23 protein-coding genes are annotated in these 26,119 nt (G+C 71.4%); 11 read left to right on the top strand and 12 right to left on the bottom strand.

Annotation, left to right across the window (positions count from 1 at the left end; genetic code table 11):
• Nucleotides 1-84: 84 nt before the first annotated feature.
• Nucleotides 85-726 (top strand): GPR1/FUN34/YaaH family transporter, encoded by a 642-nt coding sequence (locus J2Y46_RS10605; protein ID WP_310242148.1) that lies wholly within the window; start codon nucleotides 85-87, stop codon nucleotides 724-726.
• Nucleotides 727-791: 65 nt separating this feature from the next.
• On the opposite strand, the gene J2Y46_RS10600 is transcribed toward J2Y46_RS10605, so the two are convergent.
• Both J2Y46_RS10600 and J2Y46_RS10595 read right to left on the bottom strand, forming a co-directional pair.
• Nucleotides 792-2,819, bottom strand: a complete 2,028-nt coding sequence (locus tag J2Y46_RS10600; protein ID WP_310242361.1) for a PhoX family phosphatase — start codon at nucleotides 2,817-2,819, stop codon at nucleotides 792-794.
• Between the two features lie 202 nt (nucleotides 2,820-3,021).
• Entirely contained in the window at nucleotides 3,022-4,071 is a 1,050-nt protein-coding gene (locus tag J2Y46_RS10595) for a TIGR00730 family Rossman fold protein (RefSeq protein WP_045296357.1), read from the bottom strand.
• A gap of 184 nt (nucleotides 4,072-4,255) precedes the next feature.
• On the opposite strand from J2Y46_RS10595, the gene J2Y46_RS10590 reads away from it, so the two are divergent.
• Together J2Y46_RS10590 and J2Y46_RS10585 are read left to right on the top strand one after the other, a co-directional pair.
• A complete protein-coding gene (locus tag J2Y46_RS10590) occupies nucleotides 4,256-5,266 on the top strand; it encodes a hypothetical protein (protein WP_310242145.1) in 1,011 nt (336 codons plus the stop codon).
• Nucleotides 5,266-5,898, top strand: coding sequence for a hypothetical protein (locus J2Y46_RS10585; RefSeq protein ID WP_310242143.1), 633 nt, complete (start codon nucleotides 5,266-5,268; stop codon nucleotides 5,896-5,898). Before J2Y46_RS10590 ends, J2Y46_RS10585 begins: the two co-directional genes overlap by 1 nt.
• Here the strand turns inward: J2Y46_RS10585 and J2Y46_RS10580 are convergent.
• Nucleotides 5,885-7,684 carry a proline--tRNA ligase gene (locus J2Y46_RS10580; RefSeq protein WP_045296403.1) on the bottom strand — a complete coding sequence of 600 codons (1,800 nt, stop codon included), beginning with the start codon at nucleotides 7,682-7,684 and terminating at the stop codon, nucleotides 5,885-5,887. The genes J2Y46_RS10585 and J2Y46_RS10580 overlap by 14 nt on opposite strands.
• A gap of 90 nt (nucleotides 7,685-7,774) precedes the next feature.
• Between J2Y46_RS10580 and J2Y46_RS10575 the strand changes: the two genes are divergently transcribed.
• On the top strand, nucleotides 7,775-9,217 hold the full coding sequence (locus J2Y46_RS10575; RefSeq protein ID WP_157005266.1) for an RNB domain-containing ribonuclease: 1,443 nt from the start codon (nucleotides 7,775-7,777) through the stop codon (nucleotides 9,215-9,217).
• A gap of 9 nt (nucleotides 9,218-9,226) precedes the next feature.
• Entirely contained in the window at nucleotides 9,227-9,862 is a 636-nt protein-coding gene (pcp, locus tag J2Y46_RS10570; RefSeq protein ID WP_045296361.1) for a pyroglutamyl-peptidase I, read from the top strand.
• A gap of 13 nt (nucleotides 9,863-9,875) precedes the next feature.
• On the opposite strand, the gene J2Y46_RS10565 is transcribed toward pcp, so the two are convergent.
• Nucleotides 9,876-10,487 (bottom strand): TetR/AcrR family transcriptional regulator, encoded by a 612-nt coding sequence (locus J2Y46_RS10565; RefSeq protein WP_045296362.1) that lies wholly within the window; start codon nucleotides 10,485-10,487, stop codon nucleotides 9,876-9,878.
• 114 nt (nucleotides 10,488-10,601) lie between these two features.
• On the opposite strand from J2Y46_RS10565, the gene J2Y46_RS10560 reads away from it, so the two are divergent.
• A complete protein-coding gene (locus J2Y46_RS10560) occupies nucleotides 10,602-10,877 on the top strand; it encodes a hypothetical protein (RefSeq protein ID WP_045296363.1) in 276 nt (91 codons plus the stop codon).
• Between the two features lie 33 nt (nucleotides 10,878-10,910).
• On the opposite strand, the gene J2Y46_RS10555 is transcribed toward J2Y46_RS10560, so the two are convergent.
• From J2Y46_RS10555 to J2Y46_RS10545, 3 genes are read right to left on the bottom strand one after another with little or no spacing between them, the layout of a single operon-like run.
• The gene (locus tag J2Y46_RS10555) at nucleotides 10,911-12,140 is read right to left on the bottom strand and encodes a benzoate/H(+) symporter BenE family transporter (RefSeq protein WP_045296364.1); all 1,230 of its coding nucleotides are present in this window, start codon (nucleotides 12,138-12,140) and stop codon (nucleotides 10,911-10,913) included.
• Nucleotides 12,141-12,171: 31 nt separating this feature from the next.
• Nucleotides 12,172-12,792 carry a hypothetical protein gene (locus J2Y46_RS10550; RefSeq protein WP_045296365.1) on the bottom strand — a complete coding sequence of 207 codons (621 nt, stop codon included), beginning with the start codon at nucleotides 12,790-12,792 and terminating at the stop codon, nucleotides 12,172-12,174.
• 45 nt (nucleotides 12,793-12,837) lie between these two features.
• On the bottom strand, nucleotides 12,838-13,722 hold the full coding sequence (locus tag J2Y46_RS10545) for an aminoglycoside phosphotransferase family protein (protein ID WP_310242138.1): 885 nt from the start codon (nucleotides 13,720-13,722) through the stop codon (nucleotides 12,838-12,840).
• Between the two features lie 48 nt (nucleotides 13,723-13,770).
• On the opposite strand from J2Y46_RS10545, the gene J2Y46_RS10540 reads away from it, so the two are divergent.
• Nucleotides 13,771-14,376, top strand: coding sequence for a YdcF family protein (locus tag J2Y46_RS10540; protein ID WP_310242136.1), 606 nt, complete (start codon nucleotides 13,771-13,773; stop codon nucleotides 14,374-14,376).
• 11 nt (nucleotides 14,377-14,387) lie between these two features.
• Here the strand turns inward: J2Y46_RS10540 and ispG are convergent, their stop codons facing one another.
• On the bottom strand, nucleotides 14,388-15,539 hold the full coding sequence (gene ispG, locus J2Y46_RS10535; RefSeq protein ID WP_211255836.1) for a flavodoxin-dependent (E)-4-hydroxy-3-methylbut-2-enyl-diphosphate synthase: 1,152 nt from the start codon (nucleotides 15,537-15,539) through the stop codon (nucleotides 14,388-14,390).
• Nucleotides 15,540-15,623: 84 nt separating this feature from the next.
• Nucleotides 15,624-17,525, bottom strand: coding sequence for a Na+/H+ antiporter NhaA (nhaA, locus tag J2Y46_RS10530; protein WP_045296366.1), 1,902 nt, complete (start codon nucleotides 17,523-17,525; stop codon nucleotides 15,624-15,626).
• Between the two features lie 235 nt (nucleotides 17,526-17,760).
• Here nhaA and J2Y46_RS10525 point away from each other — a divergent pair, with 235 nt between their 5' ends.
• Nucleotides 17,761-19,713 (top strand): chorismate-binding protein, encoded by a 1,953-nt coding sequence (locus J2Y46_RS10525; RefSeq protein WP_310242134.1) that lies wholly within the window; start codon nucleotides 17,761-17,763, stop codon nucleotides 19,711-19,713.
• A 121-nt stretch (nucleotides 19,714-19,834) separates the two neighbouring features.
• Here the strand turns inward: J2Y46_RS10525 and J2Y46_RS10520 are convergent, their stop codons facing one another.
• The 3 genes from J2Y46_RS10520 to J2Y46_RS10510 all read right to left on the bottom strand — a co-directional run bounded on the left by J2Y46_RS10520 (nucleotide 19,835) and on the right by J2Y46_RS10510 (nucleotide 22,852).
• Complete coding sequence (locus tag J2Y46_RS10520) at nucleotides 19,835-21,088, bottom strand: DUF6596 domain-containing protein (protein ID WP_310242359.1); 1,254 nt, start codon at nucleotides 21,086-21,088, stop codon at nucleotides 19,835-19,837.
• Nucleotides 21,088-21,453 (bottom strand): YciI family protein, encoded by a 366-nt coding sequence (locus J2Y46_RS10515; protein WP_045296370.1) that lies wholly within the window; start codon nucleotides 21,451-21,453, stop codon nucleotides 21,088-21,090. The genes J2Y46_RS10520 and J2Y46_RS10515 overlap by 1 nt, the downstream gene beginning before the upstream one ends.
• Nucleotides 21,454-21,556: 103 nt before the next feature.
• On the bottom strand, nucleotides 21,557-22,852 hold the full coding sequence (locus J2Y46_RS10510; RefSeq protein ID WP_310242132.1) for a site-2 protease family protein: 1,296 nt from the start codon (nucleotides 22,850-22,852) through the stop codon (nucleotides 21,557-21,559).
• A 107-nt stretch (nucleotides 22,853-22,959) separates the two neighbouring features.
• Between J2Y46_RS10510 and J2Y46_RS10505 the strand changes: the two genes are divergently transcribed.
• From J2Y46_RS10505 to J2Y46_RS10495, 3 genes are all read left to right on the top strand, one after another.
• Nucleotides 22,960-23,523, top strand: coding sequence for a hypothetical protein (locus J2Y46_RS10505; RefSeq protein ID WP_052676637.1), 564 nt, complete (start codon nucleotides 22,960-22,962; stop codon nucleotides 23,521-23,523).
• A 134-nt stretch (nucleotides 23,524-23,657) separates the two neighbouring features.
• Nucleotides 23,658-24,377: a YcnI family protein gene (locus J2Y46_RS10500; RefSeq protein WP_045296375.1), complete on the top strand. Its 720-nt coding sequence runs from the start codon at nucleotides 23,658-23,660 to the stop codon at nucleotides 24,375-24,377.
• Nucleotides 24,378-24,454: 77 nt separating this feature from the next.
• The gene (locus J2Y46_RS10495; RefSeq protein WP_045296376.1) at nucleotides 24,455-26,119 is read left to right on the top strand and encodes a Mur ligase family protein; all 1,665 of its coding nucleotides are present in this window, start codon (nucleotides 24,455-24,457) and stop codon (nucleotides 26,117-26,119) included.

The following is a 26,119-nucleotide window of genomic DNA, read 5'->3' as shown; positions in this document are numbered from 1 at the left end:
GGACACCGGCTCGTTCCCGCTGCGCTCCGCCATACTGGCCGTGCACGACTCAGGCGGCAGCGGCGATCCACAGGGGGCACGGGCATGACCGACGGCACGACGAACATCGCGATCACCGACGCCCTGCCCGCTCCCCGCGGCGGCGGGCTGCGCGTCGCGGACCCCGGTCTCATCGGCCTGCTGGGCTTCGTGATCGCCACCGTCACGGCGCAGCTCGCGCATCTCGGCCTTCAGGACGACGCGCCCGTGTTCTGGGTGGGCGCCGTGTTCGGGGGTGTGGTGCAGGTGACGGCGGGCATGCTGTCGTACTTCGCGGGCGACAACTTCCACTTCATCGTGTACAACGCCTTCGGCTGGTACTGGATCGTGGTCCCGGGGTTCCTCCTCGGCGAGGAGCTCGGCTTCTTCGAGGTCACCGCGCAGGCGCGCGGCCTCTTCTCGCTCGTGTTCGCGATCCTGGCGCTGCTGTTCACGCCGGCGGGTGCGGTGCACAACTCCGTGCTGCCGATCACGCTGCTGAGCGTCTCGCTCGGGCTGGGGCTCCAGTCGGTCGCGGCGTTCACCGCGACGGAGGGCCTCGCGATCACCGGCTCGATCCTGCTGATGGCGGCATCGGCGCTCGCGGCCTACATGCTCGTCGAGAAGTTCTACTGGCGGACCATCGGGCGCCGCGTCGTGCCCCTGGGACCGCCGTGGATCCTCGGTGATCCCAATTCGGAGTCCTGACGCCACGACGAGGACGCCGCCCCGCCTGAGGAAGGCGGGGCGGCGTCTCGATGCGGTGGATGAGTTCAGGCGCGGTAGACCTGCACCACCGAGGGGCGCGGCGCCGTGGCGACGGCGCCGGCCGCGGTCGAGCCGTAGTCCGGGAAGAGGGACGTCGGCGCGGCGAACGTGCCGCCCTCACCGGGGTGCTGCACGGCGACGAACACGAGGCCGTCCTTGTCGTGGATGACGGGACCGCACGTCTCAGCCTCGCGGGGCACCGACAGGAACTGCTGCACGTGGCCGCGCTCAGCGCCCTCGAGCGGCACGAGGAACAGGCCGTCGTTGTAGCCGATCGTGCTCGGCGCGCCGTCGGTCGAGATCCAGAGGTTGCCGGCGGAGTCGAACGCGACGTTGTCGGGGCAGGAGATGGGCGACACGAGCTCCTTCGGGAAGCCGGCGAAGTACGAGTTGCCGAACACCGCGGGGTCGCCGCACAGGAGCAGGATGCTCCAGCCGAACGTGGTGCCCGCCTGCCCGGCCGTCTCGGTCAGCTCGACCACATGGCCGTAGCGGTTCCCGGTGATGGGGTTCGCCTCGTCGATGCTCGCCACCGAGCGCGCCGAGTTGTTCGTGAGCGCGAGGTACACCTTGCCGGTCTTGGGGCTGGGCTCGACATCCTCGGGGCGGTCCATCTTGGTCGCGCCCACGGCATCCGCCGCCAGACGCGTGTAGACGAGCACCTGCTCGGTCGTGAACCCGGGGACGACGCTCTCTCCGTTGCGGGTGAGCGGGATCCAGGTGCCCGAGCCGTCGAACTTGCCGTCGGCCGGCAGCGCGCCGGCGCCTGTGATCTGGTTCGCCGGCGAGTTGCCCGAGAACTTGGCGACGTACAGGTCGCCCTCGCTCAGCAGCTGGAGGTTCTTCTTGCGCGAGCCCGAGATCCTGTTCTTCGAGACGAACTTGTAGAGGTAGTCGTTGCGCTCGTCGTCGCCCATGTAGGCGACCACGCGGCCGTCCTCGGCGACGATGACGTTGGCGCCCTCGTGCTTGAACCGGCCCATCGCCGTGTGCTTGCGGGGGGTCGAGGTCGGGTCCTGGGGATCGATCTCGACGATGTAGCCGAAGCGGTTGGGCTCGTTGACGTAGTCGGCGTTGTGCGCGTCGAAGCGGGGGTCGTACTTGTCCCAGCCTGTCGATGTCGAGGTCGAGGATGAGGACTGGTAGCGCTTCTGCGCGGCGGTGTCGGCAGCCCACGCGAAGTAGCCGTTGAAGTTCTCCTCGCCCGACAGGATCGTGCCCCAGGGCGTGGTGCCGCCCGCGCAGTTGCCGAGCGTCCCGTGCACCCAGCGGCCCTCGGGGTCGGCAGCGGTCTTCACGAGGTCGCTGCCGGCGGCGGGACCGGTGAGCTCGAACACCGTCTCGACCGTGATGCGACGGTTGCGCTTGCCGTCGACGACGTACGACCACGGCTCGCCGGTGCGCCTGCGGGTGATCTCCACGACCGACATGCCCTGCGCGGCCTTGTAGATGTCGCCCCGACGCTGCAGCTCGGCGGCGTCGGTGGTCGGCGGGAACATGATCTCGGGGTTGACGTACTCGTGGTTGTTCACGAGCACACCGGTCTTGCCGCTCGGGTCGGCGACGATGTCGAGGTAGTCGCTGTTGTAGCCGAACTGCACGGCCTGCGCGGCGGGCGTCTGGGCGTTGACGTCGAAGGCCGGAGCCTTCGAGAACAGCGGGTCGCCCCAGCGGATGATCGGCCGCCACGTGTAGCCGGCCGGGACGGTGAACTCGTCGACCAGACGGTTCACCGGCGCGATCGGGTCGAACGGGAGGCTGCCGCCCGCGGGCCGCGCGAAGGCGGCGCCCGCTCCCCCGACACCCGACGAGCCCGCGCCGGACACCGGCGTCTGCCCGCGGAGTCCGCCGACGGCGACAGCGACGGCACCTGCGGCACCCAGTCCGAGGAGCGCGCGACGCGACAGCGCGGCCGCGGCGACCTCCTGGAAGGTCTCGTTGTGCGACGAGTTGCACTCGGGGCCCAGGCACGCGTTGGCGCACTTGTACTGGCAGGTCACGGCGAGGCGCTTGCCTCGTGCGTGCTCTGCCATGGGCAGGGAACGGCGGAATCCTTCGATGATGCTCACGAGCGTCCTCTCGGCATGCATGACAGCGGGCTGGCGTGGGGTGGCGCCAGCCTCGCCGCGTGCGGCGAAGCTCACCGGAACCGGAGGTGAACGGCCGGCGACGAGGACATGAGAACGGCTTCATCGAGACGGATGCCGCATCCCCCGTCGGCGGGACGCCGAACGGTCAGCCTGCCGGTGCGGATTCCAGCGAATTGACCGCCCGGATGAGGCGGTACAGCTCGCCCACGCGGAACTGGTCCAGTCGCAGGACCAGCCGCGGCCATTGCAGCTCGTCGTCGTCCTCGATCTCGACCGCGAGCGGTCCGCGCCGCTCGATGCCGCCTTCGGTGACGAGGTCGCCGAACGCGGCGTTGAGCGCCTCGACTTCAGCATCCGTCGGCTCGGCCTTCACGCGCAGCACGAGCCGCTTGCCGACCCACCGCAGCGAGTCGTAGTTGCGGTAGAACCCGGTGAGCTCGTCGACGGCGGCGGTCACCGAGTCGGTGATGAGCACCCGATCGAAGTCGCCCTTCGAGATCACGCCGGACGGAATCAGGTGATCGTCGACGAATCGGCGCAGCCCCGTCCAGAACGTGCCGCCGGGCGCGTCGAGCAGCACGATCGGGGTCGGATCGGCCTTGCCGGTCTGCTGCAGCGTCAGCAGCTCGAACATCTCGTCGAGCGTCCCGAAGCCGCCGGGAACGCAGACGAAGCCGCTCGACTCCTTCACGAGCATGAGCTTGCGCGTGAAGAAGTACTTCATCGCCACGCTGCGGGCGTTCGCGCCCACGACCGCGTTCGGCCTCTCCTCGAACGGGAGGCGGATCGACACGCCGAGCGAGTTGTGGGGGCCGGCGCCCTCGGCGGCGGCCTGCATGATGCCCGGTCCTGCGCCCGTCACCACCATCCACCCGCGCTCGGCGAGCGCGGTCGCCGCCTCGGACGCCTGGCGGTACAGCGCGTCGTCCGGCAGCGTGCGCGCGGAGCCGAAGATCGTGACCTTCGGAGTCCCCCGGTACGGCGCGAACAGGCGGAAGGCGGCGCGCATCTCGCTGAGCGCGGCCGATGTGATCTTGAGGTCGAGGCGCTCGGTGTCGTCGATCCCCAGTCCGATGCCCGTCGCGAGGATGCGGGCCACCAGATCGGTGCTCTCGGTGATGCCCGCTGCGGCGATGGTCGCGCGCAGCTCCTCGGTCACGGGATGCGGGATGGTTCCGGTGTCGCTGGGGCCCATGACGCCCAGAGTGCCACGCGGAGCCGCCGTTCGGTGGACGACGCGTGAACGATCTCGTCACGCCGGCGCGGAGCATGACGGATCGATATAGATACACCGTTGTATCCGAACGGTGGTCGGGTGCATCATTCTGCGTGGGGACACATGGCATGCGCGAGGGAGCGGATGCCACTGGGGGTGCGACATGACTGCTGATGAACCCTGGCGCCGCGGCGGCGGCGCCGGTGGCGGCGACGTCGGCTACAGCCCCGCACCACGAGCGACCGCCGAGGGGGTGGCGCCGCAGGAAGAAGCTGCCTCGACTGCATATGTCATCCCCCCGGACGGTCCGCCGCCGGCCCTCGACAGAGGGTCGGCGGCGCCCGCTCGATCGCGGCTGCCCGCCGTTCTCGCGCTCGCCCTCGGCGGTGCGGCGGCGCTCTCGTGCCTGCTCATGCTCTTCGACGGGTGGGGCCAGACCGCGGGGCCGTCGGTCACCGTGGCTCTCGCCGTCGCCGCGATCGCCGCGGGCATCGTCGCGCTCGAAGGGCGCGGGCGTCGCTCCGCGGCCGCAGTCGCGGGGGTGGTGATGGCGCTGGTCGCGGGCGTGTTCGGCGCCGCGAGCGCGATCCCGCAGCCCGATCTCGGCGTCCACGTCTACGGCTACGCGGACTGCCAGCTGCTCTCGGGAACCCCGCCGGACGACATCGACATCGACGCCGACGCCTACTCCTCGGCCTTCTTCGCACCGGACCTGGTGGGGGTCGACACCATCGCCGAACCCTCGTTCCCGTACGGGAGGACGATCACGGTCGCGCCGACCGCCGCGATGGAACCACGCGACATCGCGACGTTCACGGTGGATGCCCCCGTGGACGTCACCGACAGGGCCGCGGCGCCGCCGCAGAACGGGGTGTACGTCGCCGTGCCCGTCACGATGGAGGCGACGCCCGACGGCGGGCTGGACTGCTTCTCGTGGACTGCGCCTCCGAGCTACTGGTTCGTCTACGACGGCGACTACACGGAGTACACGACGGTGTCGATCCCCGGGTATCCCACCATCGAGGACGGCGGGCGCGACAACGGCGACGGCACTTTCACGTACTACGACATCTTCGACGTCTCGCAAGAGGACGTGTCGAACGGCGGATACGAGTTCGATCTGGTCGAGCCCGACGGGACGATCAAGTCGGTCTTCTGGGCGGAGACACCGTGATGAGCACTCCGATCACTCTGGAACAGCCGGCGACGGCCGAACTTCCGCGGCCGCGCGCGCCCTGGCCCGTGATCGCGGCCTTCTACCTCTGGTGGGTGTTGATCTTCGTGCAGTCCGTCGGGCTCGCGTGGATGGGACTCGTCTTCGGCCAGGCCGCCGAGGTCGGCGGTCCGGCCTGGGACATCCTCTTCGTCTACGTGCCGATCGGCCTGCCCACCCTCGCGCTCGTGGTCGTCGAGGTGGTCTTCGTGCTGCGACTGCGGCGCGCGAGCCGCGTGGCGCGTGTGGTGCTGGCCGTCCTCGCGCTCCCGGGCGCGGGCTGCGCGATGCTGATCCTGTCGAACATGTGGTGGGCGTGGCAGGCCGCGGCATCGTCGGTGGCGTTCGTCGGCCCCGACGTCGGCGGCGACACGACGTTCTGGGTGGTCGTGGGCGCCCTCTTCCTCACGGCGATCGCTGCGGCGATCCTGCCGTTCCTGCGGCCCGTCGGCCACTACTTCCGGAAGAGGCCGCGCTTCACTCCCCCGCCGGCGCCGCCCGTGCCCGAGCCCGGTCCCGGGCCCGGTCCCGGTCCCGGTCCCGGTCCCGGAGTCATCGTGACGGAGGAACCGCCGCCGCTCAGCGGGCGCTGAGGCGGGCGACGGCGTCGGCGACCGAGACGACCTCGCGGTCGCCGGTGCGGCGGTCCCAGAGCTCGACCTGGCCGTCGGCGGCGCCGCGGCCCACGATGACGATCTTGGGCACGCCGACGAGCTCGGCGTCGCCGAACTTCACGCCGGGCGAGACCTTGGGCCGGTCGTCGTAGAGCACGTCGAGACCCGCGGCCTCGAGGTCGGCCGACAGCTGCGCGGCCACATCGAACATCACAGGCTCGCGGCCGGCCGCGACGACATGCACATCGAACGGCGCGACCGAGGCGGGCCAGATGAGGCCCTTGTCGTCGTTGTTCAGCTCGGCGATGATCGCGAGGATGCGGGTCACGCCGATTCCATACGAGCCCATCGTGACGGTCACGAGCTTGCCGTTCTCGTCGAGGACCTTGAGGCCCAGCGCATCGGCGTACTTGCGGCCCAGCTGGAAGACGTGGCCGATCTCCATGCCACGGGCGAGCTCGACCGGACCCGAGCCGTCGGGTGCGGGGTCGCCCGCACGGACACTGGCGACCTCGACGAATCCGTCGCCGGTGAAGTCGCGGCCCGCGACGAGGGTGTGCACGTGCTTCTGGTCGATGTTGGCGCCGGTGACCCACGCGGTCCCGTCGACGACGCGGGGGTCGAGGAAGAACCGGATACCGGTCGCCGATTCCTCACCGAGCACCGCGCCGGTCTCCGACCAGGGGCCGATGTAGCCCTTCACGAGCAGCGGATTCGCCGCGAAGTCCTGCTCGGTGGCGGGCTCGACGGCGGCCGGGGCGAACGCCACCTCGACGCGCTTGTCGTCCACGTCGCGGTCGCCCGGCACGCCGACGATCACGAGCTCGCGCGTGCCGTCGAGGTGGGTGAGCGCCAGCACGACGTTCTTGAGGGTGTGCGCCGCCGTCCACTCGGTGACACCGTCGGTGGCGGGACCCGCGATGCCCGAGACGGGCGCCTCCAGGTGCGCGTTCGAGTGATCGACGAGCGTCTGGATCGTCGGCGTGTTCGGCGAGTCGAAGATCACGGGGGCGCCGAGCCCGTCGAGCGCGATGGGCTCGGGCGCGACGGTCGTGAACGCCTCGACGTTCGCGGCGTACCCGCCGGCCGAGCGCACGAAGGTGTCTTCGCCGACGGCGGTCGGGTGCAGGAACTCCTCGGAACGAGAACCGCCCATCGCCCCGGCATCCGCCTGAACGATGACGTATTCGAGACCGAGGCGCTGGAAGATGCGCTCGTACGCGTCACGCTGCGCCATGTAGCTCGCGTCCAGTCCGGCGTCGGAGGAGTCGAACGAGTACGCGTCCTTCATCGTGAACTCACGGCCGCGCAGGAGGCCCGCGCGGGGGCGCGCCTCGTCGCGGTACTTGTCCTGGATCTGGTAGATCGTCAGCGGCAGGTCCTTGTACGACGAGTACAGGTCCTTCACGAGCAGCGTGAAGACCTCCTCGTGCGTGGGCGCGAGGAGGTAGTCGGCGTCCTTGCGGTCTTTCAGACGGAAGATGCCGTCGCCGTATTCCTCCCACCGATTGGTGATCTCGTAAGGCTCCCGCGGAAGCAGCGCCGGGAAGTGCACCTCGTACGCACCCGCGTTCGTCATCTCTTCGCGGATGACCTGCTCGACCTTCGCCTTCACGCGCAGACCCAGCGGCAGCCACGCGAAGATGCCAGGCGCCTGACGCCGGATGTAGCCGGCGCGCACGAGCAGCTTGTGGCTCGTGACCTCGGCATCAGCGGGGTCTTCACGGAGCGTGCGGAGGAAGAAGTGCGACAGACGGGTGACCACGAGGGTCAAGTTTAGGGCGAACGGATGCTGCGCCCCCTCGCCGATGTCGATCCCGGTCTTCCGACGAGCACCGGTGCCTACACTGATCGGGTGCCCGCACGTCGACCCCGACTCGCTCCCACGCAAGCCCACGACGAGCTCGTCGAGTCGCTCGCGCACCTGCGCGAGGACCTGGAGCTTGCGGCCGCCTTCCCCGCCGAGGTGGAGGCCGAGGCGCATCATGCGGCGAGTGCCGTCGCCACCGATCCGGACGCGGCGCAGCTCGACGATCTGCGCGACATCGACTTCGTGACGATCGATCCTGAGGGGTCGGTGGATCTCGACCAGGCCCTCCACCTCGAACGCACCGGGACCGGGGCGGTGCTGCACTATGCGATCGCCGACGTCCCCGCCTTCGTGATCCCGGGTGGCGCGATCGACGCCGAAGCGCGGCTGCGCGGACAGACCCTCTACGCGGCGGACGGCCGGATCCCGCTGCACCCCGTCGTCATCAGCGAGGACGCGGCGTCGCTGCTGCCGGATCAGGACCGGCGGGCGTTCGTCTGGCGGTTCGTCCTCGACGACCGGGCACGGCCGGTCGAGACGACGCTGCGGCGCGCGATCATCCGCTCACGGGCGCGATGGAGCTACGTCGACGCCCAGGCCGCGGTCGATGCCGGCACCGCTCCCCCGAGCCTCGAGGCGCTCGCCTGGTTCGGCCCGCTGCGGCTCGAACGCGAGGCCGAGCGCGGCGGAGCGAGCCTGAACGTGCCGGAGGCCCGCATCGTCGCCGACGACGGCGGCTATCGGCTCGAACGCGACGCGCCGCTCGCCATCGAGGACTGGAACGCGCAGGTCTCCCTCCTCACCGGCATGGCGGCCGCCGACATCATGCTGAAGGGCCGCGTGGGCATCCTGCGTACGATGCCCGCCGCCGAAGCCGACGACGTCGCCGCGTTCCGAGCCCAGACGGTGGCGCTCGGCATCCCCTGGCCTGCCGACGTCCCTTACGGCGACTACCTGCGCGGTCTCGAGCGCGACTCGCCCGCCGCGCTCGCGATTCTGGATGCCGCGGCGGGCCTCTTCCGCGGCGCGGGTTACGCGACCTTCGACGGTGCACCGCCCGCCGACCCGTTGCAGGCGGCGATCGGCGCACCCTATGCCCACGCCACCGCGCCGCTGCGGCGCCTCGTCGACCGCTGGTCGCTCGTGATCTGCGAGGCCCTCGCGAACGGGCAGGAGGTGCCCACGTGGGCACGGGAGAGCCTTCCGTCGCTGCCGAAGATCATGGCGCGCAGCGACGGCGTGGCGAACCGTCTCGGCGCGGCGACCGTCGATCGGGTCGAGGCCGCACTCCTTTCCGGTCACGAAGGCGAGGTCTTCGAATCCGTGGTCCTCGGCCAGCGAGGCGACGGCGCCCGCGTGCAGCTCACGGATCCGCCGGTCACCGCGAAGGTCGCGGGGCTCGACGCGGCCGCGGGGGCGACCGTGCGCCTGCGGCTCGAGACCGTCGACATCGACTCGGGCACCGTCGTGCTCGAGCACACGGCATAGCGTGGTCGCATGACGACAGTGCTGCTCACCGGGTTCGAGCCGTTCGGCGGCGACTCCTCCAACCCGTCGGGAGCGGCCGTGAACCTCGTGGCTTCGCGCTGGGAAGGACCGGAACTGCTCGTCACCGCCGTGCTGCCGGTGACGTTCGCCGGCGCAGCGGAACGGATGCGCGAACTGCTGGCAGAGCATCAGCCCGACGTCGTCATCGCCACCGGGCTCGCGGGCGGTCGCGCCGCCATCGGCGTCGAGCGCGTGGCGGTCAACCTCGTCGACGCGCGCATCCCCGACAACGACGGCGACCAGCCCGTCGACGTGCCGAGCGTGACCGGTGCCGCGCCCGCGCATTTCGCGACGCTCCCCGTGAAGGAGATCGCGCGGCGCATCGCCGACTGCGGGATCCCCGCCGAGGTGTCGTACTCGGCGGGCACGTTCGTCTGCAATCACGTGTTCTTCACGGCGCTCGAGGCGGCGGCATCCGGAACCCGTGCCGGATTCGTGCACGTTCCGTGGTCTGCCGAGCTCGCGCCCTCGACGGATGCGACCGCCCTGCCCCTCTCGGACATCGCCCGTGCGCTCGAGATCGCGGTGCGGACGAGCCTCGACGTGACGACCGACACCGCCGTGCCCGGCGGGACGCTTCACTGAGCAGGCTGGGGCGTCAGCGGACGGCGGGCTCGACGGACGCGGCCACGGCCGCCGCGGCAGCGGTCACGGTCGCGACGATCGCGGCGCGGCGTGCTGCGATGCGTGCGGCGCCATCGCCCGCGTCGGGAACGATGAGGGCGTCGAGCTGCGGCAGCACCGGCCAGGCGTTGACGAGGCTCACGAGCGTGAGGAGGAGCTCCCCTGCCTCGACGCGGCCCACGCCCGGCAGCATGCGCTGGATGCGTGTGACCTTCTCGGCGTGGAACTCGGCTCGCACGGGGCTCGCGGCCGCCGCGATGCCGCGTTCGAGTCCTTCCCAGTAGACGAGGCGCGGGATGTGGCCGTTCGCCATGTGGTGGTCGAACAGCCGCGCGGCGTAGTCGCCTACTGCCTGCGGCCCGGTGCCCTCGACCTGGACCGCCTGCAGCGCGGCCTGGAGCGCCTCGGCCAGCACCGTGGCGAAGAGCTCGTCCTTCTTGCCGAAGTACTGGTAGATGCGCTCCTTGTTCACGCCGGCGGCGGCGGCGATGCGGTCCACACGTGCTCCGGCGAGCCCGTGCTCGCTGAACTCCGCCGTCGCCGCTTCGAGGAGCAGCCGCCGGGTGCGCTCGGTGTCCCACGCCATGTGCCGATGATAACGAAGAATCCAACTGGATGGTTGCGGAATAGTCTGCGCGGTGATTCACTTACAACCAGCCAGTTGCAACCATTCAGTTGGCTTCTCGGAAGGATGCCGCACATGTCCGTTTCTTCGACCACCGAGCCTGTCCGCATCGAGGCCCCGGTTCCCGTGCCGTCCGTCCACGTCCGCGCCGTCATCACATGGCTGGCGATCTTCCCTCTCGTGTCGGTGGGGATGCTGCTGCTGGGACCTGTGTCGGAATCGTGGCATCCCATCCTTCGGGCGCTGGTGCTCACCGCCGTCGTGGTGCCGCTCGCGGTCTACGTCGTCGTGCCGCGTCTCCTCGGCGTCTACGCGTCGCTTCGCCGGCGGCGCGCACGTCGCGAGGGCTGAGGCCGCCGCGTCCTCCTCACGGATGCGGCGCGGTCAGCGCGAGCGGCGGCCGAAGTGGAGCACTTCCCGCACGACGAGACCTGCGACCAGGGCCCAGAACGCGGCGCTCACGCCCGCGATCGCGACGCCGGACGCGGCCACGAGGAACGTCACGACGGCCGGCAGCCGTTCCCCCGGATCGTCGATCGCCTGCTGCACCGCCGAGCCGAAGGCGCCGAACAGCGCGATGCCGGCGACCGCCGGGATCACCGATTCCGGCGCCACCACCACCAGTGCGACGAGCGCAGCCGACAGCCCGCCGAGCACGATGCCGCTCGCACCCGTCGACACGCCCGCCACCCAGCGCCGCTTCGGGTCGGGATCGGCGTCCGGTGCTGCGGCGAGCGCGGCGCTGATCGCGGCGAGGTTGATCGCGTGTCCGCCGGCCGTCGCGCCGATCGCGGTGCCGACACCGGTCACGAGCATCGCGGGCCGCCACGGCACCTGGTAGCCGAAGCTGCGCATGATCGCGATGCCCGGCACGTTCTGCGACGCCATCGTCACCAGGAACAGCGGCAGCGCGAGTCCGACGACCGCGCCGAAGGTGAGCGTCGGCGCCGTGAACTCGAGTCGGGGAACGAGCAGCGCGGGATCGATCGTCGCGCCCGTGACCACGACATCCACCGCCACGACGACGGATGCCGCGACGAACGCGAGCGGCACCGCCCACCGCGGCGCGAGCCGCACGAACACGAGCCACGTGACGAGGACCGGTACGACTCCCCACGGGTTCAGGACCAGCCCGGTGATCGGGGCGAGACACAGCGGAAGCAGCACGCCGGCGAGCATCGCCTGTGCGATCGACGGGGGGATCCGCGCGATGAGCCGGCCGAGCTGTGGCCAGAGCGCCGTCAGCAGGATGAGGCCGGCGGTCACGAGGAACGCGCCGACCGCCGCCGGCCAGCCGCCCTCGACGGCTCCAGTGGCCGCGAGCACCGCGGCGCCCGGCGTGGACCACGCGACGGTGATCGGCATGCGATAGCGCCACGCCAGGAGGATCGCCGACGCACCCATCGTGAGGCACAGCACGAGGAGGCCGCTCGCCGCCTGCGCGCGCGACGCCCCCACGGCGTCGAGGCCCGTGAGCACCACGGCGAACGAACTCGTGACGCCGACGAGAGCGGTCACGATGCCCGCGACGATCGGCCGCGACAGCGGTGCGGCCTCGGGCGGAGCGGGCGAAGGATCCGACGCCGCCGCGCCGGTCGAGGAGTCCTCGGTCATGCCTCTTGCCGTCGCGATCCTCGCGATGCGGTCACGATGCGCCGCCCGCGATGCCGGCGACCGCGAGGGCCACGAGCAGGCAGGTCACCACGATCATGATCACGTTGACCCGACGGACGGCATCCCCCGGATCGGCGACGCCGTCCCGCTCCGCACCGGCCACAGCGAGTCTGCGCGCGATGGACGCCGCGACCCGGCCGGCGGGCGTGGTCGCGCTGCCGACCGTCAGCTCGGCCACCCTCCTGACGGGCTGGAACCCGCTCGCGTGCGCGTCCGCGGATCGCATCGCCTCCATTCCGAGGTTCTGCTGCCCCGGCACAGCCCACGCCCGCACACGCCGGCCGCCGCGGAGGAGGAAGTCGAGCGTGAAGCCCGATGCCACGCCGTCGAGGGCGGAGAACGCGAAGGTGGTGGTCGTGAACGTGTTCCGCACGTGCACCGCGTCGGTCTCCACCGTCACGCGGGGCCACACCGCGAACGCCCACAGCAGCCACACCACCAGACCCAGCCCGACCGAGAATCCGAGGTAGCGAGGGTCGAACACCGGCAGCAGCACGAGGACGATGCCCGCGGCGCCCGCCCCGACCGTCAGCGGCACGAAACGCAGGCGCTCGTACACCTCGACATCGCCGACCCTGCGCAAGTGCACCATGCGCTCACAGTAACGGAGCCCTTGCACGGCCCCGTGCGGCGGGCCTCAGCGCGCGTCGAACTCCGACAGCACGTCCGCGATCATGCGATGGCCTTGCGCCTCGAACCGGGTGTCGCCGACCTGATGCGCCCAGCAGGCCGTGCCGATGGCCTCGCGCGCTCGCAAGAGGATCCACCGAGACGGATGCCGGGGGTCCCGGCCGTAGCCGTCGAAGAAGGCCCTCTCGCACGCGGGGTTCTCACACCATTCCTGCGCGGCGAGCCGCACGAAGTCCGTGGCAGCGGGGCGGAACGCGAAGCGCCCGAAGTCGATGACGCGCACCTCGTCGCCGTCGACCAGCCAGTTGCGCGGCTGCCAGTCTCCGTGGGTGGGAACGAGGTCGTCTTCGATCGGCGGCAGCGCGGCGAGCATGCTTCGCAGCCGGCGCTCGACGTCTGGCGCGATCGCGGCGGACGAGTCCAGCCAGGCGATCGCGCGGCGGGTGGCGGCAGCATCCGTCCCCGCAGAGGGCTGCGTCGCCTGCGCATGGAACTGCCGCAGCAGCGCGCCCGCACGACGATGGACCTCGGGGTCGACGCCTGCGGCCGTGCGGTACGCCAGTTCGCCGGGCAGCCAGTCGAGCACCAGGACGCGGGCCTGGCGATCGGCCCATCGCAGCCTCGCCGCGTGACCGCGCTCCGCCCACGCGGAGACGTACCCGCCCTCGTGCGCGTCGAGCTCGCGGCCGAGGTGGTGATCGGCGTCGCCGCCCGCCTTGACGATGAGCGCGCGATCGCCCTGGCGCACCTGCAGCACGACGGTCTCGACCTGGTTCCAGCTGAGGTCCGCGATGACTTCGGCGCCGGGGAGCCACGCTGCGACGAGGGCACGCTGCCGCGGCGACAGACGGCCGAAGCCGGCGCCGGCAGGCGGCATCGCGGGCGGGTGCACCCTCGGATCCTGCCATGCCCGCGGGGATCGTGCGCGTAGGGTCGGTCTGTGCGTCGACTCGTCCCCGCGTTCACGCTTGCAGCGACAGCGGCCGGCCTGAGCGTGCTCGCGTGGGCGGAGTACGTGAACCGGCGCGCCTCCTACCGCGCGCTCGGCGACAGCGCAGCCCCCGAGGGCATCGAGGCGGTGGTGGTCCTGGGCTACCGCGATCGAGGGCCGAAGGCGAACTTCGTCAACCGGTACCGCGTTCGCGTGGGGCTGCGTTCGCGGAGTCCCCGGGCGCGCGACAGCGTGCTCGTGCTGTGCGGAGGCAGCGTCGGCGGCGACATCCCCGAGGCCGAGCTGATGGCGCGCTACGCCCGCGAGAGCCGCGGGTACACCGGACGGATCCTGCTCGACACCACGAGCACGACCACGCAGCAGAACATCGAGAACGCGATCGCGCTGGTCGAGGACGCAGACGCCATCAAGGTCGTGTCGAACCCGCCCCACGCCGCGGTCGGACGCGAGCACCTCTGGAGCCTGAGACCGGATCTCGCCGCGCGTCTCGCGCGAGGCGCGGACTACCGCTTCGGCGAGGCGCCGCTGCTCAAAGTGGCTGCGGCCGTCATCGCCGGCCGGTACCACGCGCGGCGGCGGGCCGCGCACCGATGACCGGCGCGGCGCTACGACGCGACGACCTGCGCGGTGCCGATCGGAGCGTCGGGGCCCATCTCGTCGGCGATGCGGTTCGCCTCTTCGATGAGGGTCGCGACGATATCGGCCTCGGGCACCGTCTTGATGACCTGACCCTTCACGAAGATCTGGCCCTTGCCGTTGCCCGACGCGACGCCGAGGTCGGCCTCGCGGGCTTCGCCCGGGCCGTTCACGACACAGCCCATCACCGCGACACGCAACGGGACTGTCATGTCCTTGAGGCCCTCGGTCACGTCGTCGGCCAGCGTGTAGACGTCGACCTGGGCGCGACCGCACGACGGGCACGAGACGATCTCGAGCTTGCGCTCGCGCAGGTTGAGCGACTGCAGGATCTGGTGGCCGACCTTGACCTCCTCGGCAGGAGGGGCCGACAGCGAGACGCGGATCGTGTCGCCGATGCCCTCGGAGAGGAGGATGCCGAACGCCGTCGCCGACTTGATGGTGCCCTGGAACGCCGGGCCGGCCTCGGTCACGCCGAGGTGCAGAGGCCAGTCGCCGCGCTCGGCGAGCTGCCGGTAGGCCTTGACCATGACGATCGGGTCGTTGTGCTTGACCGAGATCTTGAAGTCGTGGAAGTCGTGCTCCTCGAAGAGGGATGCCTCCCACACGGCGCTCTCGACGAGCGCCTCGGGCGTGGCCTTGCCGTATTTCTCGAGCAGCCGCTTGTCGAGAGAGCCGGCGTTGACGCCGATGCGCAGCGACACCCCGGCGGCTTTCGCCGCGGCCGCGATCGCGCCGACCTGGTCGTCGAACTTGCGGATGTTGCCGGGATTCACGCGCACCGCGCCGCAGCCGGCGTCGATCGCCTGGAACACGTACTTCGGCTGGAAGTGGATGTCGGCGATCACCGGGATCTGGCTCTTCGCCGCGATGATGTGCAGCACATCGGCATCGTCCTGCGACGGGACGGCGACACGCACGATCTCGCAGCCCGAGGCGGTGAGCTCGGCGATCTGCTGGAGCGTCGCGTTGATGTTCGTGGTCGGCGTCGTGGTCATCGACTGGACGCTGACGGGGGCGTCACCGCCCACCAGCACCTTGCCCACCTTGATCTGGCGGGTCTTGCGACGGGGGGCGAGCGTTTCGGGGACCTTGGGCATCCCGATGTTGACGGCTGGCACGTCTGACAGCCTACGCGCAGCGAGTGTGGCCCGGCCGCCTGCGGACGGGGCCGAGCGAGCAAGCGTGGAGCGCCGCAGGCGCGACTAGGCGTCGGCGCGGGGCGCGGGCTGGGCGTCGGCCCGGTCCGGCTCCGAGCCGGTGAGGGCACGGATCAGCGTGCGCGCGTCGTACGGCCCCACGTGCCGCACGCCGTTGATGAAGAACGTCGGCACGGACGTGATGTCCATCGCCTCGGCATCCAGCATGTCGTCTCGCACCCGCTCGGTCACCTTCGGCGAGCTGAGGTCCTCCTCGAAGCGCTCGACGTCGAGACCGAGCTCGCGGGCTCGCCGGATGATGTCGGACGGCAGCTGGTGGTCCTGATCGGCGAACAGGCTGCGTGAGAACTCCGGCAGCCTGCCCTGCAGATTCGCGGCTTCGGCGGCCTCCGCCGCAGCGAGCGCGTTCGGATGCTGCCGCTCGAGGGGGGCGTGTCGCCAGACGTACCGCAGCCGGTCGCCGAGCTCCCGGCGCACCTCCTCGATCGATCCGGACGCCTTGAGGCAGAACGGGCACTGGAAGTCGCCGTACTCGACGATCGTGAGCGGCGCGTTCACGTCGCCGTAGATGTGGTCGCGCTTGGGATCGACCGCGCGCACCAGGGTGCGGCCGCCGTCGTCGTCGGGCCGCCGGGCGTCCGAGATGCGGAATACGATCGCGGCGAGGATGAACGCGAGGACGGATGCTGCGAGCACACCGACGCGCGCCTCGTTCTGCACGCCGGGGTCGTCGATCGCGAGATCGATGATGAAGAGCGAGATCGTGAACCCGATGCCGCACAGCATCGCGCCGCCGGCGATGCGGTCGAGGGTGAGGCCGAGCCCGAACTCGCCGAGCTTGAACACCTTCATGATCGCGGCCGCGCCGAAGACGCCGACGAACTTGCCGACGACGAGCCCCACGATGATCGCCCACGTGACCGGCGACTGCACCGCCGCCGCGAGGATCGGCCCCGAGATCTCGACGCCCGCGTTGGCGAGTGCGAACAGCGGAAGGATGACGTACGCCACGTACGGGGAGTACGCCGACTGCAAGCGCTCGTTGATCGAGATCGATTCGCGCAGACTGTTCGCCGCCTGCCGGGCGTACTCGGTGTTCGGCGACTGGCGGAACACCCGGGCGAGCTCGAGCGCCTGCTCGACGTCGCGGCGATTCGGCCGGTAGACGGGGATCAGCAGGGCGATGGCGACACCGGCGAGCGTCGGATGCACGCCCGACGCGAGGAACGCCAGCCACACGATGATCGAGAGGGTCGCGTAGATGGGGCCGCGACCGCGGCGCAGGTAGCGGGTGAAGTAGATGCCCGCGAGCCCGACCGCCGCGACCACGAGCGGCAGCGGCGTGAAGTTCTCGGTGTAGAAGAGCGCGATGATGCTCAGCGCTCCGATGTCGTCGACGACGGCGAGCGCGAGCAGGAACACGCGCAATCGGCCGGAGGCGCGAGGCCCGATGAGGGCGAGCGCGCCGACGAGGAACGCGGTGTCGGTCGAGATCACCACGCCCCACGCGTGCTCGCTGCCCGACCCGGCGGCGATCGCGAGGAAGAGCCCTGCCGGCACGAGCAGCCCCGCGATCGCGGCCATCACAGGGATCATCGCGCGCGACCAGCTCGTGAGCTCGCCGATCGCGAACTCCCGACGCACCTCGAGCCCGACGGTGAAGAAGAAGATGGCCATGAGCGCGTCGTTGACGAGCGCATGCAGCGTGAACTCGAGATGGATGTCGCCGAACCCGATCGTCAGCTCCGTCTCCCAGAAGTCGTGGTACGACGTCGCGGAGATGTTCGCCCAGACGATCGCGACGAGGGTCGCGAGCACCAGCAGCAGGGCGCCGGTGCGCTGTTCGCCCATGTTGCGGATGCGGTCGGCGATCGACGGACCGCGACGAGGGCGCGGCTCCGGCCGTGCGGGCTCGGGCGAGCGCTCGGTGATGGTCAGCTGGGTCATGGCGTACCTTCGCGACGCGGGGATGCGTGGGAAACGGGCTGGCCCCAGTATGGTGCGTAACGCACGGCCGGTGGGCCGATGGCGGGAGCGGGCGTGTGGTAGGTTCGGCGCATGTCCGCGCACCTCTCCTGGTGGCTCACCGCATAGGCGGTGGGTTTCGCGCGACCCCAAGACCGCCCACGGGGCGGTCTTCTTTTTCGTACGGGACTCCGCCCCACGACGAAAGACGACGCACATGTCCGGGCCCGCCTCCCCGTCCCTTCCCGACCTCGCTGCGAGCGGACTCCCGTTCGCGCTCATCGCTCGTGACGACCGCACCGTCGAGGTGCTGACCGGCGATGTCGTCGACGTCGACCTCCTCGCCGACATCCCGCTGACCGGAGCGTCCGGCGCGCCGAACGAGGTGCTCGCGCTGGTCCCGTTCCGTCAGGTGCGCGAGCGCGGGTTCGAGTGCCACGACGACGGCGCACCGCTGCGCTGCCTCATCGTGCAGGATCGCGCCTCGCTCCCCCGCGACGAGGCTCTGGCCCAGCTGCCGACCGCCGCGGTCGCCCTCGAGAACCCCGGCTTCGACATCGCCGACGAGGAGTACGCCCAGATCGTGCGGCGCGTGATCGCCGATGAGATCGGTCGCGGCGAGGGCGCCAACTTCGTCATCCGTCGCGATTTCACCGCGGGCGTGTCGACGGATGCCGCCACCGCCGCCCTGACGTGGTTCCGGGCCCTCCTCGAGCACGAGCGGGGCGCGTACTGGACCTTTGCGGTCGTCACCCCCGGCCATGTCGCCGTGGGCGCGAGCCCCGAGGCGCACGTGAGCGCGCGCGACGGTGTCGTGACGATGAACCCGATCTCCGGCACGTTCCGCCACCCCGCGGGAGGGGCCACCCCCGAGACGCTCAGCGAGTTCCTCCGCTCGACGAAGGAGACCGAGGAGCTCTTCATGGTCGTCGACGAGGAGCTCAAGATGATGAGCGCCGTCTGCTCGGACGGCGGCCGCATCACGGGCCCCCACCTCAAGGAGATGTCGCGGCTCACCCACACCGAGTACGTGCTGCGGGGCCGCAGCAGGCTCGACCCGCGCGACATCCTGCGCGAGACGATGTTCGCGCCGACGGTGACCGGCTCGCCGATGCAGAACGCGTGCACGGTCATCACGCGTCACGAGACGACCCCTCGCGGCTACTACTCGGGCGTCGCGGCGCTCTTCACTCCCCGTGTGCCTCGACAAGCCCAGCAACCCGGAGGGGCGGGCGAGGCGACCCACGACCTCGACGCGCCGATCCTCATCCGCACCGCCTACCTGCAGGACGGCCGGCTGCGCGTGCCGGTCGGGGCAACGCTCGTGCGCCACTCCGACCCGTACGGCGAGGTCGGCGAGACCCACGGCAAGGCCGCCGGCGTGCTCGGCGCGATCGGCGCCGTTCCCCGCGACATCGAGGCCGAGTCCACGGCCGCCGGCAGCGAGGTCATCGACGAGGACGCACCCGCGGCGGCTCCGCGCCGCCTCGCCGACGACCCGGCGATCGCCGACCTCCTGGCGTCGCGCAACGGACGCCTGGCCGAGTTCTGGCTCAACCCGCAGGGCTCGGGCGAACCCGGACCCTTCGAGGGGCGCTCGGCGCTCGTCGTCGACGCCGAGGACCGCTTCACCACGATGCTCGCCCACCAGCTGCGCCACCTCGGGCTCGAGGTGGAGATCTCGCCGTGGAGCGAGGTCACCGACGCCCAGATCGATGCGGCGGAGCTCCTCGTGACCGGCCCGGGGCCGGGTGACCCTCGCGACGTGTCGAGCCCCCGCATCCGTCGTATGCGCGAGGTCGTCGCGCGTCGCCGCGCCGCCGGCCGGCCGCTCCTCGCGGTATGCCTGAGCCACCAGATCCTCGCCGACACGTTCGGCATCGACCTCGCGCCGCTCGACGCGCCGCACCAGGGCCTGCAGAAGTCGGTCGACGTCTTCGGCGTGCCGGCATCCATCGGCTTCTACAACACCTTCACCGCGCGCGTCCCCGCCGGACTGACGCGCGCGGGCGAGGCGGAGGTCGCCGCCGACGCGGCAGGTGACGTCTATGCGCTCCGCGGTCCCGGGTTCGCCTCGGTGCAGGGACACCTCGAGTCGATCCTGTCGCGCGACGGCATGACGACGCTCCAGCGGCTCGTGGAGCAGGCGCTGAGTCCCGTCCCCGCTTGACCCGCGCCCCCTTGCTCCTCGTCTCCGGGTTTGGGGCGCATTTGCTCCCATGGGGCGTCGATTCTGCGCCCCAACGGACAACATGCGCCCCAAACCAGAAGGGGACGACGGATGCTGCGGCTCAGCGCCCCGCGCGGGTGGCGAGCAGGCGGCGCTCGGCCTCGTTGGCCGTGAGCTCGAGGGCGCGCAGGTCCGCGGCGAGCGCCTCGTCGTCGCGTCCGAGGTCGCGCAGCAGCGACGCCCGCACGGCGTGCCAGAGATGCGATCGTGCGAGCGGGTCCTCGAGCGCGTCGACCTCGGCGAGCGCGACGGCCGCACCGTCGACCCGGGCGAGCGCGACCGCGCGGTTCAGCCTCACCACCGGCGACCGGTCGTACGCGAGGAGCATGTCGTAGAGCGTGAGCACCTGCAGCCAGTCGGTGGACGCCGCGTCGGCGGCATCCGCGTGGCATGCTGCGATCGCGGCGTGCAGCTGCCAGCGTCCGGGCCGCCGCAGGCGCGCCGCCCGCCCGAGCGCGTCGCGCGCGCCGGCGAGCAGCGCCGCGTCCCACCGCGTGCGGTCCTGTTCCGCGAGCAGCACGAGCTCGCCGTCGACCGACCGAGCCGACTCGCGAGCCCGGTGGAACCGCAGCAGCGACAGCAGTCCCCACGCCTCCGCCGCGTGAGGAAGAGCCTCGGCGACCACCCGGGCCAGCCACAGCGCATCGTCGGCGAGGTCGCGGTCGGCCGCGGCATCCGCCCCCGCCACGAAGTGGGCCTCGCTGTACATCACCGACACGATCGTGAGCACGAGGTCGAGCCGCGCGGCCGCGTCCGCTCCCTCGGGGACGCGCAGGGGGATGCCGCTGTCGGCGATCTTGCGCTTGGCCCGCGAGATCCGCTGCCCGGTGGCGGGCTCGGTCGAGAACGTGGCCCGGGCGATCTGCGCGGTCGTGAGGCCGCACACCGCCCGCAGCGTGAGAGCGAGCTGCGCATCGGGCGCGAGCGCGGGGTGGCAGCATCCGAAGAGGAGCGGAAGCCGCTCATCCGCCGGCGCGCCGTCGACCGCCGGCTCAGGTGCGAGCAGCGCGACCTTGTCCCGGAGCACCCGCTCGCGCCGCACGCGGTCGAGGGCGTTGTGCCTCGCCGCCTGCATCAGCCAGGCGCCGGGCTTCGGCGGGATCCCCCGGCCGCGCCACTCGCGCAGGGCCTCCTCCACCGCCTCGGCGACCGCCTCCTCCGCCACGTCGAAGCTTCCGAACGAGACGGTCAGCGCCGCCGTGATCCGGGCGGACTCCTCGCGCACCACGCCGGCGAGGAGGCGATCGGATGCCGCGGCCCCGGCGCCGCCCGGGTGTTCCGGGTCGCGCGGGGTCGCAGCATCCGTTGCGGACATCACTCGAATTGGCTGTAGTCGGTCACCATCGGGCGGATCTCGATCGCGATGCCGGGGAATTCCATCGACGGCCAGGTCTTCACCAGGGTGATGGCCGCGTCCAGGTCGGGCACGTCGAGCACGCTGAAGCCGCCGATGACCTCCTTGGCCTCGGAGAACGGCCCGTCGACGACGACGGGGCCGTCGGGACCGTACTTCACCGTGGTCGCCGTCGAGAGGGGCATCAGCTCGGCGCCCCCGTCGGAGATCTGGGCCGAGTTGGTCTGGAACCATTCGTAGATCCGCCCGTAGACCTCCTGGCGTCGCTCATCCGGGACGGCGGCGTCGAGCTCGGGGGTCGAGGTGAACATGATCACGTACTTCACGGTCGTGTCCTTTCGTCAGTGGAACCGTTGCATCCCTACAGCGAACGGACAAGACCGATTTCGACACGACCGACCGAGATTCTTCTCGGCTGGTCCGCGGGCGTCAGAAGAGCGTGACGGGGTTGAAGAGGTCGGCGAGGATGAGGATGCCGCCCATCACGAGCAGCGCCACGAACACGGCGAACGTGAGCGGCACGAGCTTGGTCGCATCCACCGGCTTGGGCGGCGGACGCCGGAAGAGCTTGGCCCACAGCCGCTTGATGCCCTCCCAGAGGGCCACCGCGATGTGGCCGCCGTCCAGCGGCAGCAGCGGGATGAGGTTGAACACGAACAGGGCGATGTTCAGCGATGCGAGCAGCGACAGGAATCCCGCGACGCGGTTGAGCACGGGCGAGTCCGCGGCGGCGACCTCACCGGAGAGCCGGCTCGCGCCGACGATGCTCAGCGGCCCGTTCGGATCGCGCGGCTGCCCCGTGACGAGGTCGACGCCGGTCTGCCACACCTTCGCAGGCAGCTGCCAGATGATGCCCGCGACCGCGCCGACGTTCTGGACAGCCATCTGCGGCCCTGCCCAGATCGGCTGCTGCACGTACGCGACGTTGGGGCCGATGCCCACGAACCCGACCTCCTGGGTGGTGGTCGTGCCGTCGGCCGCCGTCACCTCGGTCTGGATCGTCGCCGGCGTGACCTGCAGCGTCTGCTCGCTGCCGTCGCGTTCGACGACGAAGGTCAGCTGCTCGCCGGGCGAGGAGCGGATGATGGCGGATGCCGCGGCGAAGTCGGCGACCGGCTCCCCGTCGATCGACACGATGACGTCACCGGGCTGGATGCCGGCGGCCTCGGCCGGAGCCGCGGGAGACGCGTCGGTGCACTCGGTCGAGCTCGTCGTGGGGACGCACTCCGACAGGCGGGCGACCTCCGTCGTCGCGGTCTGGACACCGATTCCGGTGAGCAGGATCGAGAACAGCACGATGGCGAAGAAGAAGTTCATCAGCGGGCCGCCGAGCATCACGACGATGCGCTTGTGGATCGGCAGGCGATAGAACACGTGCGTGTCGTCATCGCCGTGCAGCGTCTCGTCGTTCGCGTCCCGGGCGTCCTGGACCATCGTCGCGAAGAAGCCCCCGGCGGCGCGGCCGTCGCGTCTGGCCGCCTGCGGCGACGGCGGGTACATGCCTGCCATCGAGATGTAGCCGCCGAGCGGGATCGCCTTGAACCCGTACTCGGTGCCGCGCCAGCGCTTCGACCACAGCGTCGGGCCGAACCCGATCATGTACTGGCCGACGCGCACGCCGAACTTCTTGGCCGGCCAGAGGTGGCCGAGCTCGTGCAGCGCGATCGACACGGCGAGGCCCACGACCATGAGGGCGACACCGATGACGAACGCGAGGATCTCCACACGCTCACGGTACCCGCGCCAGCCTTTGAGTTGGGTGTGACGACCGCCCACCGTCGGCGGGCGCAGGGCGCCTCGCTGCTCCCGTAGGCTCGACGCGAGGAGGAGCCGTGACCCCACGCCATGTGCGCGCGCTGCGCGGCACCGCTGCCGCGTGGGTCGCGACGGTGGTCGCCGCCACGGCGCACACCCTCAGCGGGGGCGGCGCACCGTCGCCCGCCTTCGTCGCGGCGGTCGGCATCCTCGCTGCTCCCTTCGCGGTCGCCCTCGTCGGCCGGCGGCTGTCCGCGTGGCGCGTCGGCGCCACGGTGCTCGCGAGCCAGGGTCTGTTCCACGTCGCCTTCGCCGTGACCGCCGACGCCGATCCCGCGGCGCTGCACGGCCACCACGTGACGCACCTCGGCGGCGACCTGAGCGCCGTCGTCCTCCCCGACTCCCCCATGCTCGCCGCGCACGTGCTCGCGGCGATCGCGACCGTTGCCGCGCTGTACGGCGGGGAACGGATGCTGCGTGCCCTGGGCCGCGGCATCCGTTCGCTCTTCTCTCGCGCCCGCGCGATCGCGCCACGGCCGCCGATGCCGCGGTTCGCGCCGGCGCCGGCCGGTCCGGTGGTCGTCGCGGCGCGGATCGTCCTGTCGGACGTCTCGCGGCGCGGTCCTCCCGTTCTCGTTTGAGCGGCGCCGCGCGCCGCACCGCAGCCGGCCCGCGCCCATGCGCGCGCCGGAACCCTCCTGCGCGCCCGGCTCCCGCCGGCGCGCCCCGATCGGCGATCCCGCCGACGACTCAGACGAAAGACGACACCACAGCCATGACCGATTCCATCTCCCGTTCCTCTCGCACCCGCCGCCTCGTGATCGGCGTCACCGCCGGCCTCGCCCTCGCGATCGGCGCACCGCTCGCCGCGTCGGCCCACGTCCATGTGACTCCCGAGACGGCGTCCGCGGGCGCGACCGCGACACTCACGTTCTCGTTCTCGCACGGCTGCGACGGCTCCCCCACGACGGCCCTCGCGGTCGACATCCCCGCAGGCGTCGGCAACGCCACTCCCGTCGTGCAGGGCGGCTGGACCATCACGCGCGAGCTCGGCGCCGACGGCGTGCCGACGCGCGTCGTGTACACCGCCGACACCCCGGTCGAGGACGGCCTGAAGGCCGCCGTCTCGATGGACGTGCTCTTCGCCGAGGGCACGGCCGACTCGACCCTCGCGTTCCCGGTGACACAGACCTGCGCCGAGGGCGAGACGGCGTGGACCCAGATCGCCGAGGACGGCGAGGACCCGCACGACCTCGACGCACCCGCGCCGCTGGTCGCGGTCGGCGCCGTCGCGGACGACGCGGACGCCGGACATGGTGACGCCGAGGACGCCGGCCATGCGTCGGATGATTCAGCCGCGGCCGCTGCGGATGCCGGGGACGCGGCATCCGTCCCCTCCGCCGACCCGGTCGCGCGCTGGCTGGCGGCCGGCGGACTCGCCGCGGGGATCGCGGCGCTCGTGGTCGTGCTGGTGCGCGGACGCCGCAGGGCCTGACGCGAACCGCCGCCGGTCGTCGGGCGAGCGCACCACCCGCCGCTCGACGACCGGCCCCATGCGAAGATGGATGCGCCATGCCGACCGACGCGCCTTCGAACCTGCCCCCGGTACTCCGTCCCGACGCGCCGCCGACACACTCGCTCGCAGACCTCGCGGCACGCTTCGCCGTCGACGTCCGCGGTGACGTCGCCGACGCCACACTGACGGGCCTCACCCTCGCGACCGCCGACCTCCGCCCCGGCGACGTGTTCGTCGCCGTGCAGGGCGTCAACCGCCACGGTGCCGAGTTCTCCGCCACGGCCGCCGAGAAGGGTGCTGTCGCGGTGGTGACGGATGCTGCCGGCGCCGACGCCGCGGCAGCGAGCGGGCTGCCCGTGGTGCTGGTCGAGAATCCGCGCGCGGTACTGGGCGAGCTGTCGGCCTGGGTCTACAGCACGGGCCGCGACGACGACCTCCCCACGCTGTTCGGCACGACCGGGACCAATGGCAAGACGAGCGTCTCGCACCTGCTGGAGGGCATCCTCGGGCAGCTCGGCGTGACGACCGGCCTCTCCTCGACCGCCGAGCGCCACATCGCCGGGCAGGTCATCGTGTCGCGGCTGACGACCCCCGAGGCGTACGAGATGCACGCCCTCCTCGCCCTCATGCGCGAGCGCGGCGTCGAGGCCGTCGCCGTTGAGGTGAGCGCGCAGGCGCTCAGCCGCCGCCGCGTCGACGGCATCGTGTTCGACGTCGCCGGCTTCACGAACCTCACCCACGACCACCTCGACGACTACGCCGACATGCGCGAGTACTTCGAGGCGAAGCTGCCGCTGTTCCGCACGGACCGTGCCCGCCGCGCGGTCGTGTGCGTCGATTCCGAGCCCGGTGCCGAGGTGGTCGCACGCAGCGAGGTGCCGACGGTCACCGTGGGCACGCCCGCCCTCGCGTCGGATCCGGATGCCGCGGCCGCCGCTGACTGGGTGGTCGAGATCCTCGACGAGCGCCAGGTCGGCACCGAGTTCCGCCTCACCGCCCGCGACGGGCGCACGCTGACCACGCTCGTCCCCGTGATCGGCCGCCACATGGCCGCCAACGCCGGGCTCGCGATCGTGATGATCCACGAGGGCGGGTACACCTGGGAGCGCCTGGTCGAGGCCCTCGACGGCGGCCGGATCGAGGCGTACCTGCCGGGTCGCACCGAGCTCGTCTCGGGCGAGACCGGCCCCGCCGTGTACGTCGACTTCGGCCACTCCCCCGACGCCTTCGAGAAGACGCTCTCGGCGGTGCGCCGCGTCACGCCGGGCAAGGTCGTCATGCTGTTCGGCGCCGACGGCGACCGCGACGCCACGAAGCGCCACGACATGGGCCGCACCGGAGTCGAGGGCAGCGACATCCTCGTCATCACCGACCACCACCCCCGTCATGAGGACCCGGACTCGATCCGCGCGACCCTCGTCGAGGGCGCGCGTCGCGCGCAGCCGGATGCCGAGATCTACGAGTTCTCGCCGCCCGAGCGCGCGATCATCGAGGCCGTCGCACTCGTCGGCGACGGCGACGCGATCCTCTGGGCCGGTCCCGGTCACCAGGACTACCGCGACATCCGCGGCGTCCGCACGCCCTACTCGGCGCGCGAGCTCGCCCGCCGCGCGCTGCGCGAGGCCGGCTGGCCCGTGCCCGAGCCGCACTGGCCGGTGCCGTACCCGGAGCACGAGACCCCGGCATCCGACCCCCTGCGTCCGGTCCATCCCGAATCCTGA

Source organism: Microbacterium sp. BE35 (assembly GCF_031457705.1).
In the GTDB taxonomy this organism is placed as follows: Bacteria; Actinomycetota; Actinomycetes; order Actinomycetales; family Microbacteriaceae; genus Microbacterium; species Microbacterium trichothecenolyticum.
The sequence above is the reverse complement of the archived record's forward strand: the minus strand, read 5'-3'. Positions and strand labels throughout refer to the sequence as shown.

Coding starts and splice junctions, on each gene's coding strand:
- J2Y46_RS10595 (WP_045296357.1), bottom strand. CDS start 4,071: ATGGGCCCCAGCGACACCGGAACCATCCCGCATCCCGTGACCGAGGAG.
- pcp (WP_045296361.1), top strand. CDS start 9,227: ATGACGACAGTGCTGCTCACCGGGTTCGAGCCGTTCGGCGGCGACTCC.
- J2Y46_RS10565 (WP_045296362.1), bottom strand. CDS start 10,487: ATGGCGTGGGACACCGAGCGCACCCGGCGGCTGCTCCTCGAAGCGGCG.
- J2Y46_RS10525 (WP_310242134.1), top strand. CDS start 17,761: ATGTCCGGGCCCGCCTCCCCGTCCCTTCCCGACCTCGCTGCGAGCGGA.
- J2Y46_RS10555 (WP_045296364.1), bottom strand. CDS start 12,140: ATGACCGAGGACTCCTCGACCGGCGCGGCGGCGTCGGATCCTTCGCCC.
- J2Y46_RS10500 (WP_045296375.1), top strand. CDS start 23,658: ATGACCGATTCCATCTCCCGTTCCTCTCGCACCCGCCGCCTCGTGATC.
- J2Y46_RS10585 (WP_310242143.1), top strand. CDS start 5,266: ATGAGCACTCCGATCACTCTGGAACAGCCGGCGACGGCCGAACTTCCG.
- nhaA (WP_045296366.1), bottom strand. CDS start 17,525: ATGACCCAGCTGACCATCACCGAGCGCTCGCCCGAGCCCGCACGGCCG.
- J2Y46_RS10560 (WP_045296363.1), top strand. CDS start 10,602: ATGTCCGTTTCTTCGACCACCGAGCCTGTCCGCATCGAGGCCCCGGTT.
- J2Y46_RS10520 (WP_310242359.1), bottom strand. CDS start 21,088: ATGTCCGCAACGGATGCTGCGACCCCGCGCGACCCGGAACACCCGGGC.
- J2Y46_RS10590 (WP_310242145.1), top strand. CDS start 4,256: ATGACTGCTGATGAACCCTGGCGCCGCGGCGGCGGCGCCGGTGGCGGC.
- J2Y46_RS10550 (WP_045296365.1), bottom strand. CDS start 12,792: ATGGTGCACTTGCGCAGGGTCGGCGATGTCGAGGTGTACGAGCGCCTG.
- J2Y46_RS10495 (WP_045296376.1), top strand. CDS start 24,455: ATGCCGACCGACGCGCCTTCGAACCTGCCCCCGGTACTCCGTCCCGAC.
- J2Y46_RS10605 (WP_310242148.1), top strand. CDS start 85: ATGACCGACGGCACGACGAACATCGCGATCACCGACGCCCTGCCCGCT.
- J2Y46_RS10600 (WP_310242361.1), bottom strand. CDS start 2,819: ATGGCAGAGCACGCACGAGGCAAGCGCCTCGCCGTGACCTGCCAGTAC.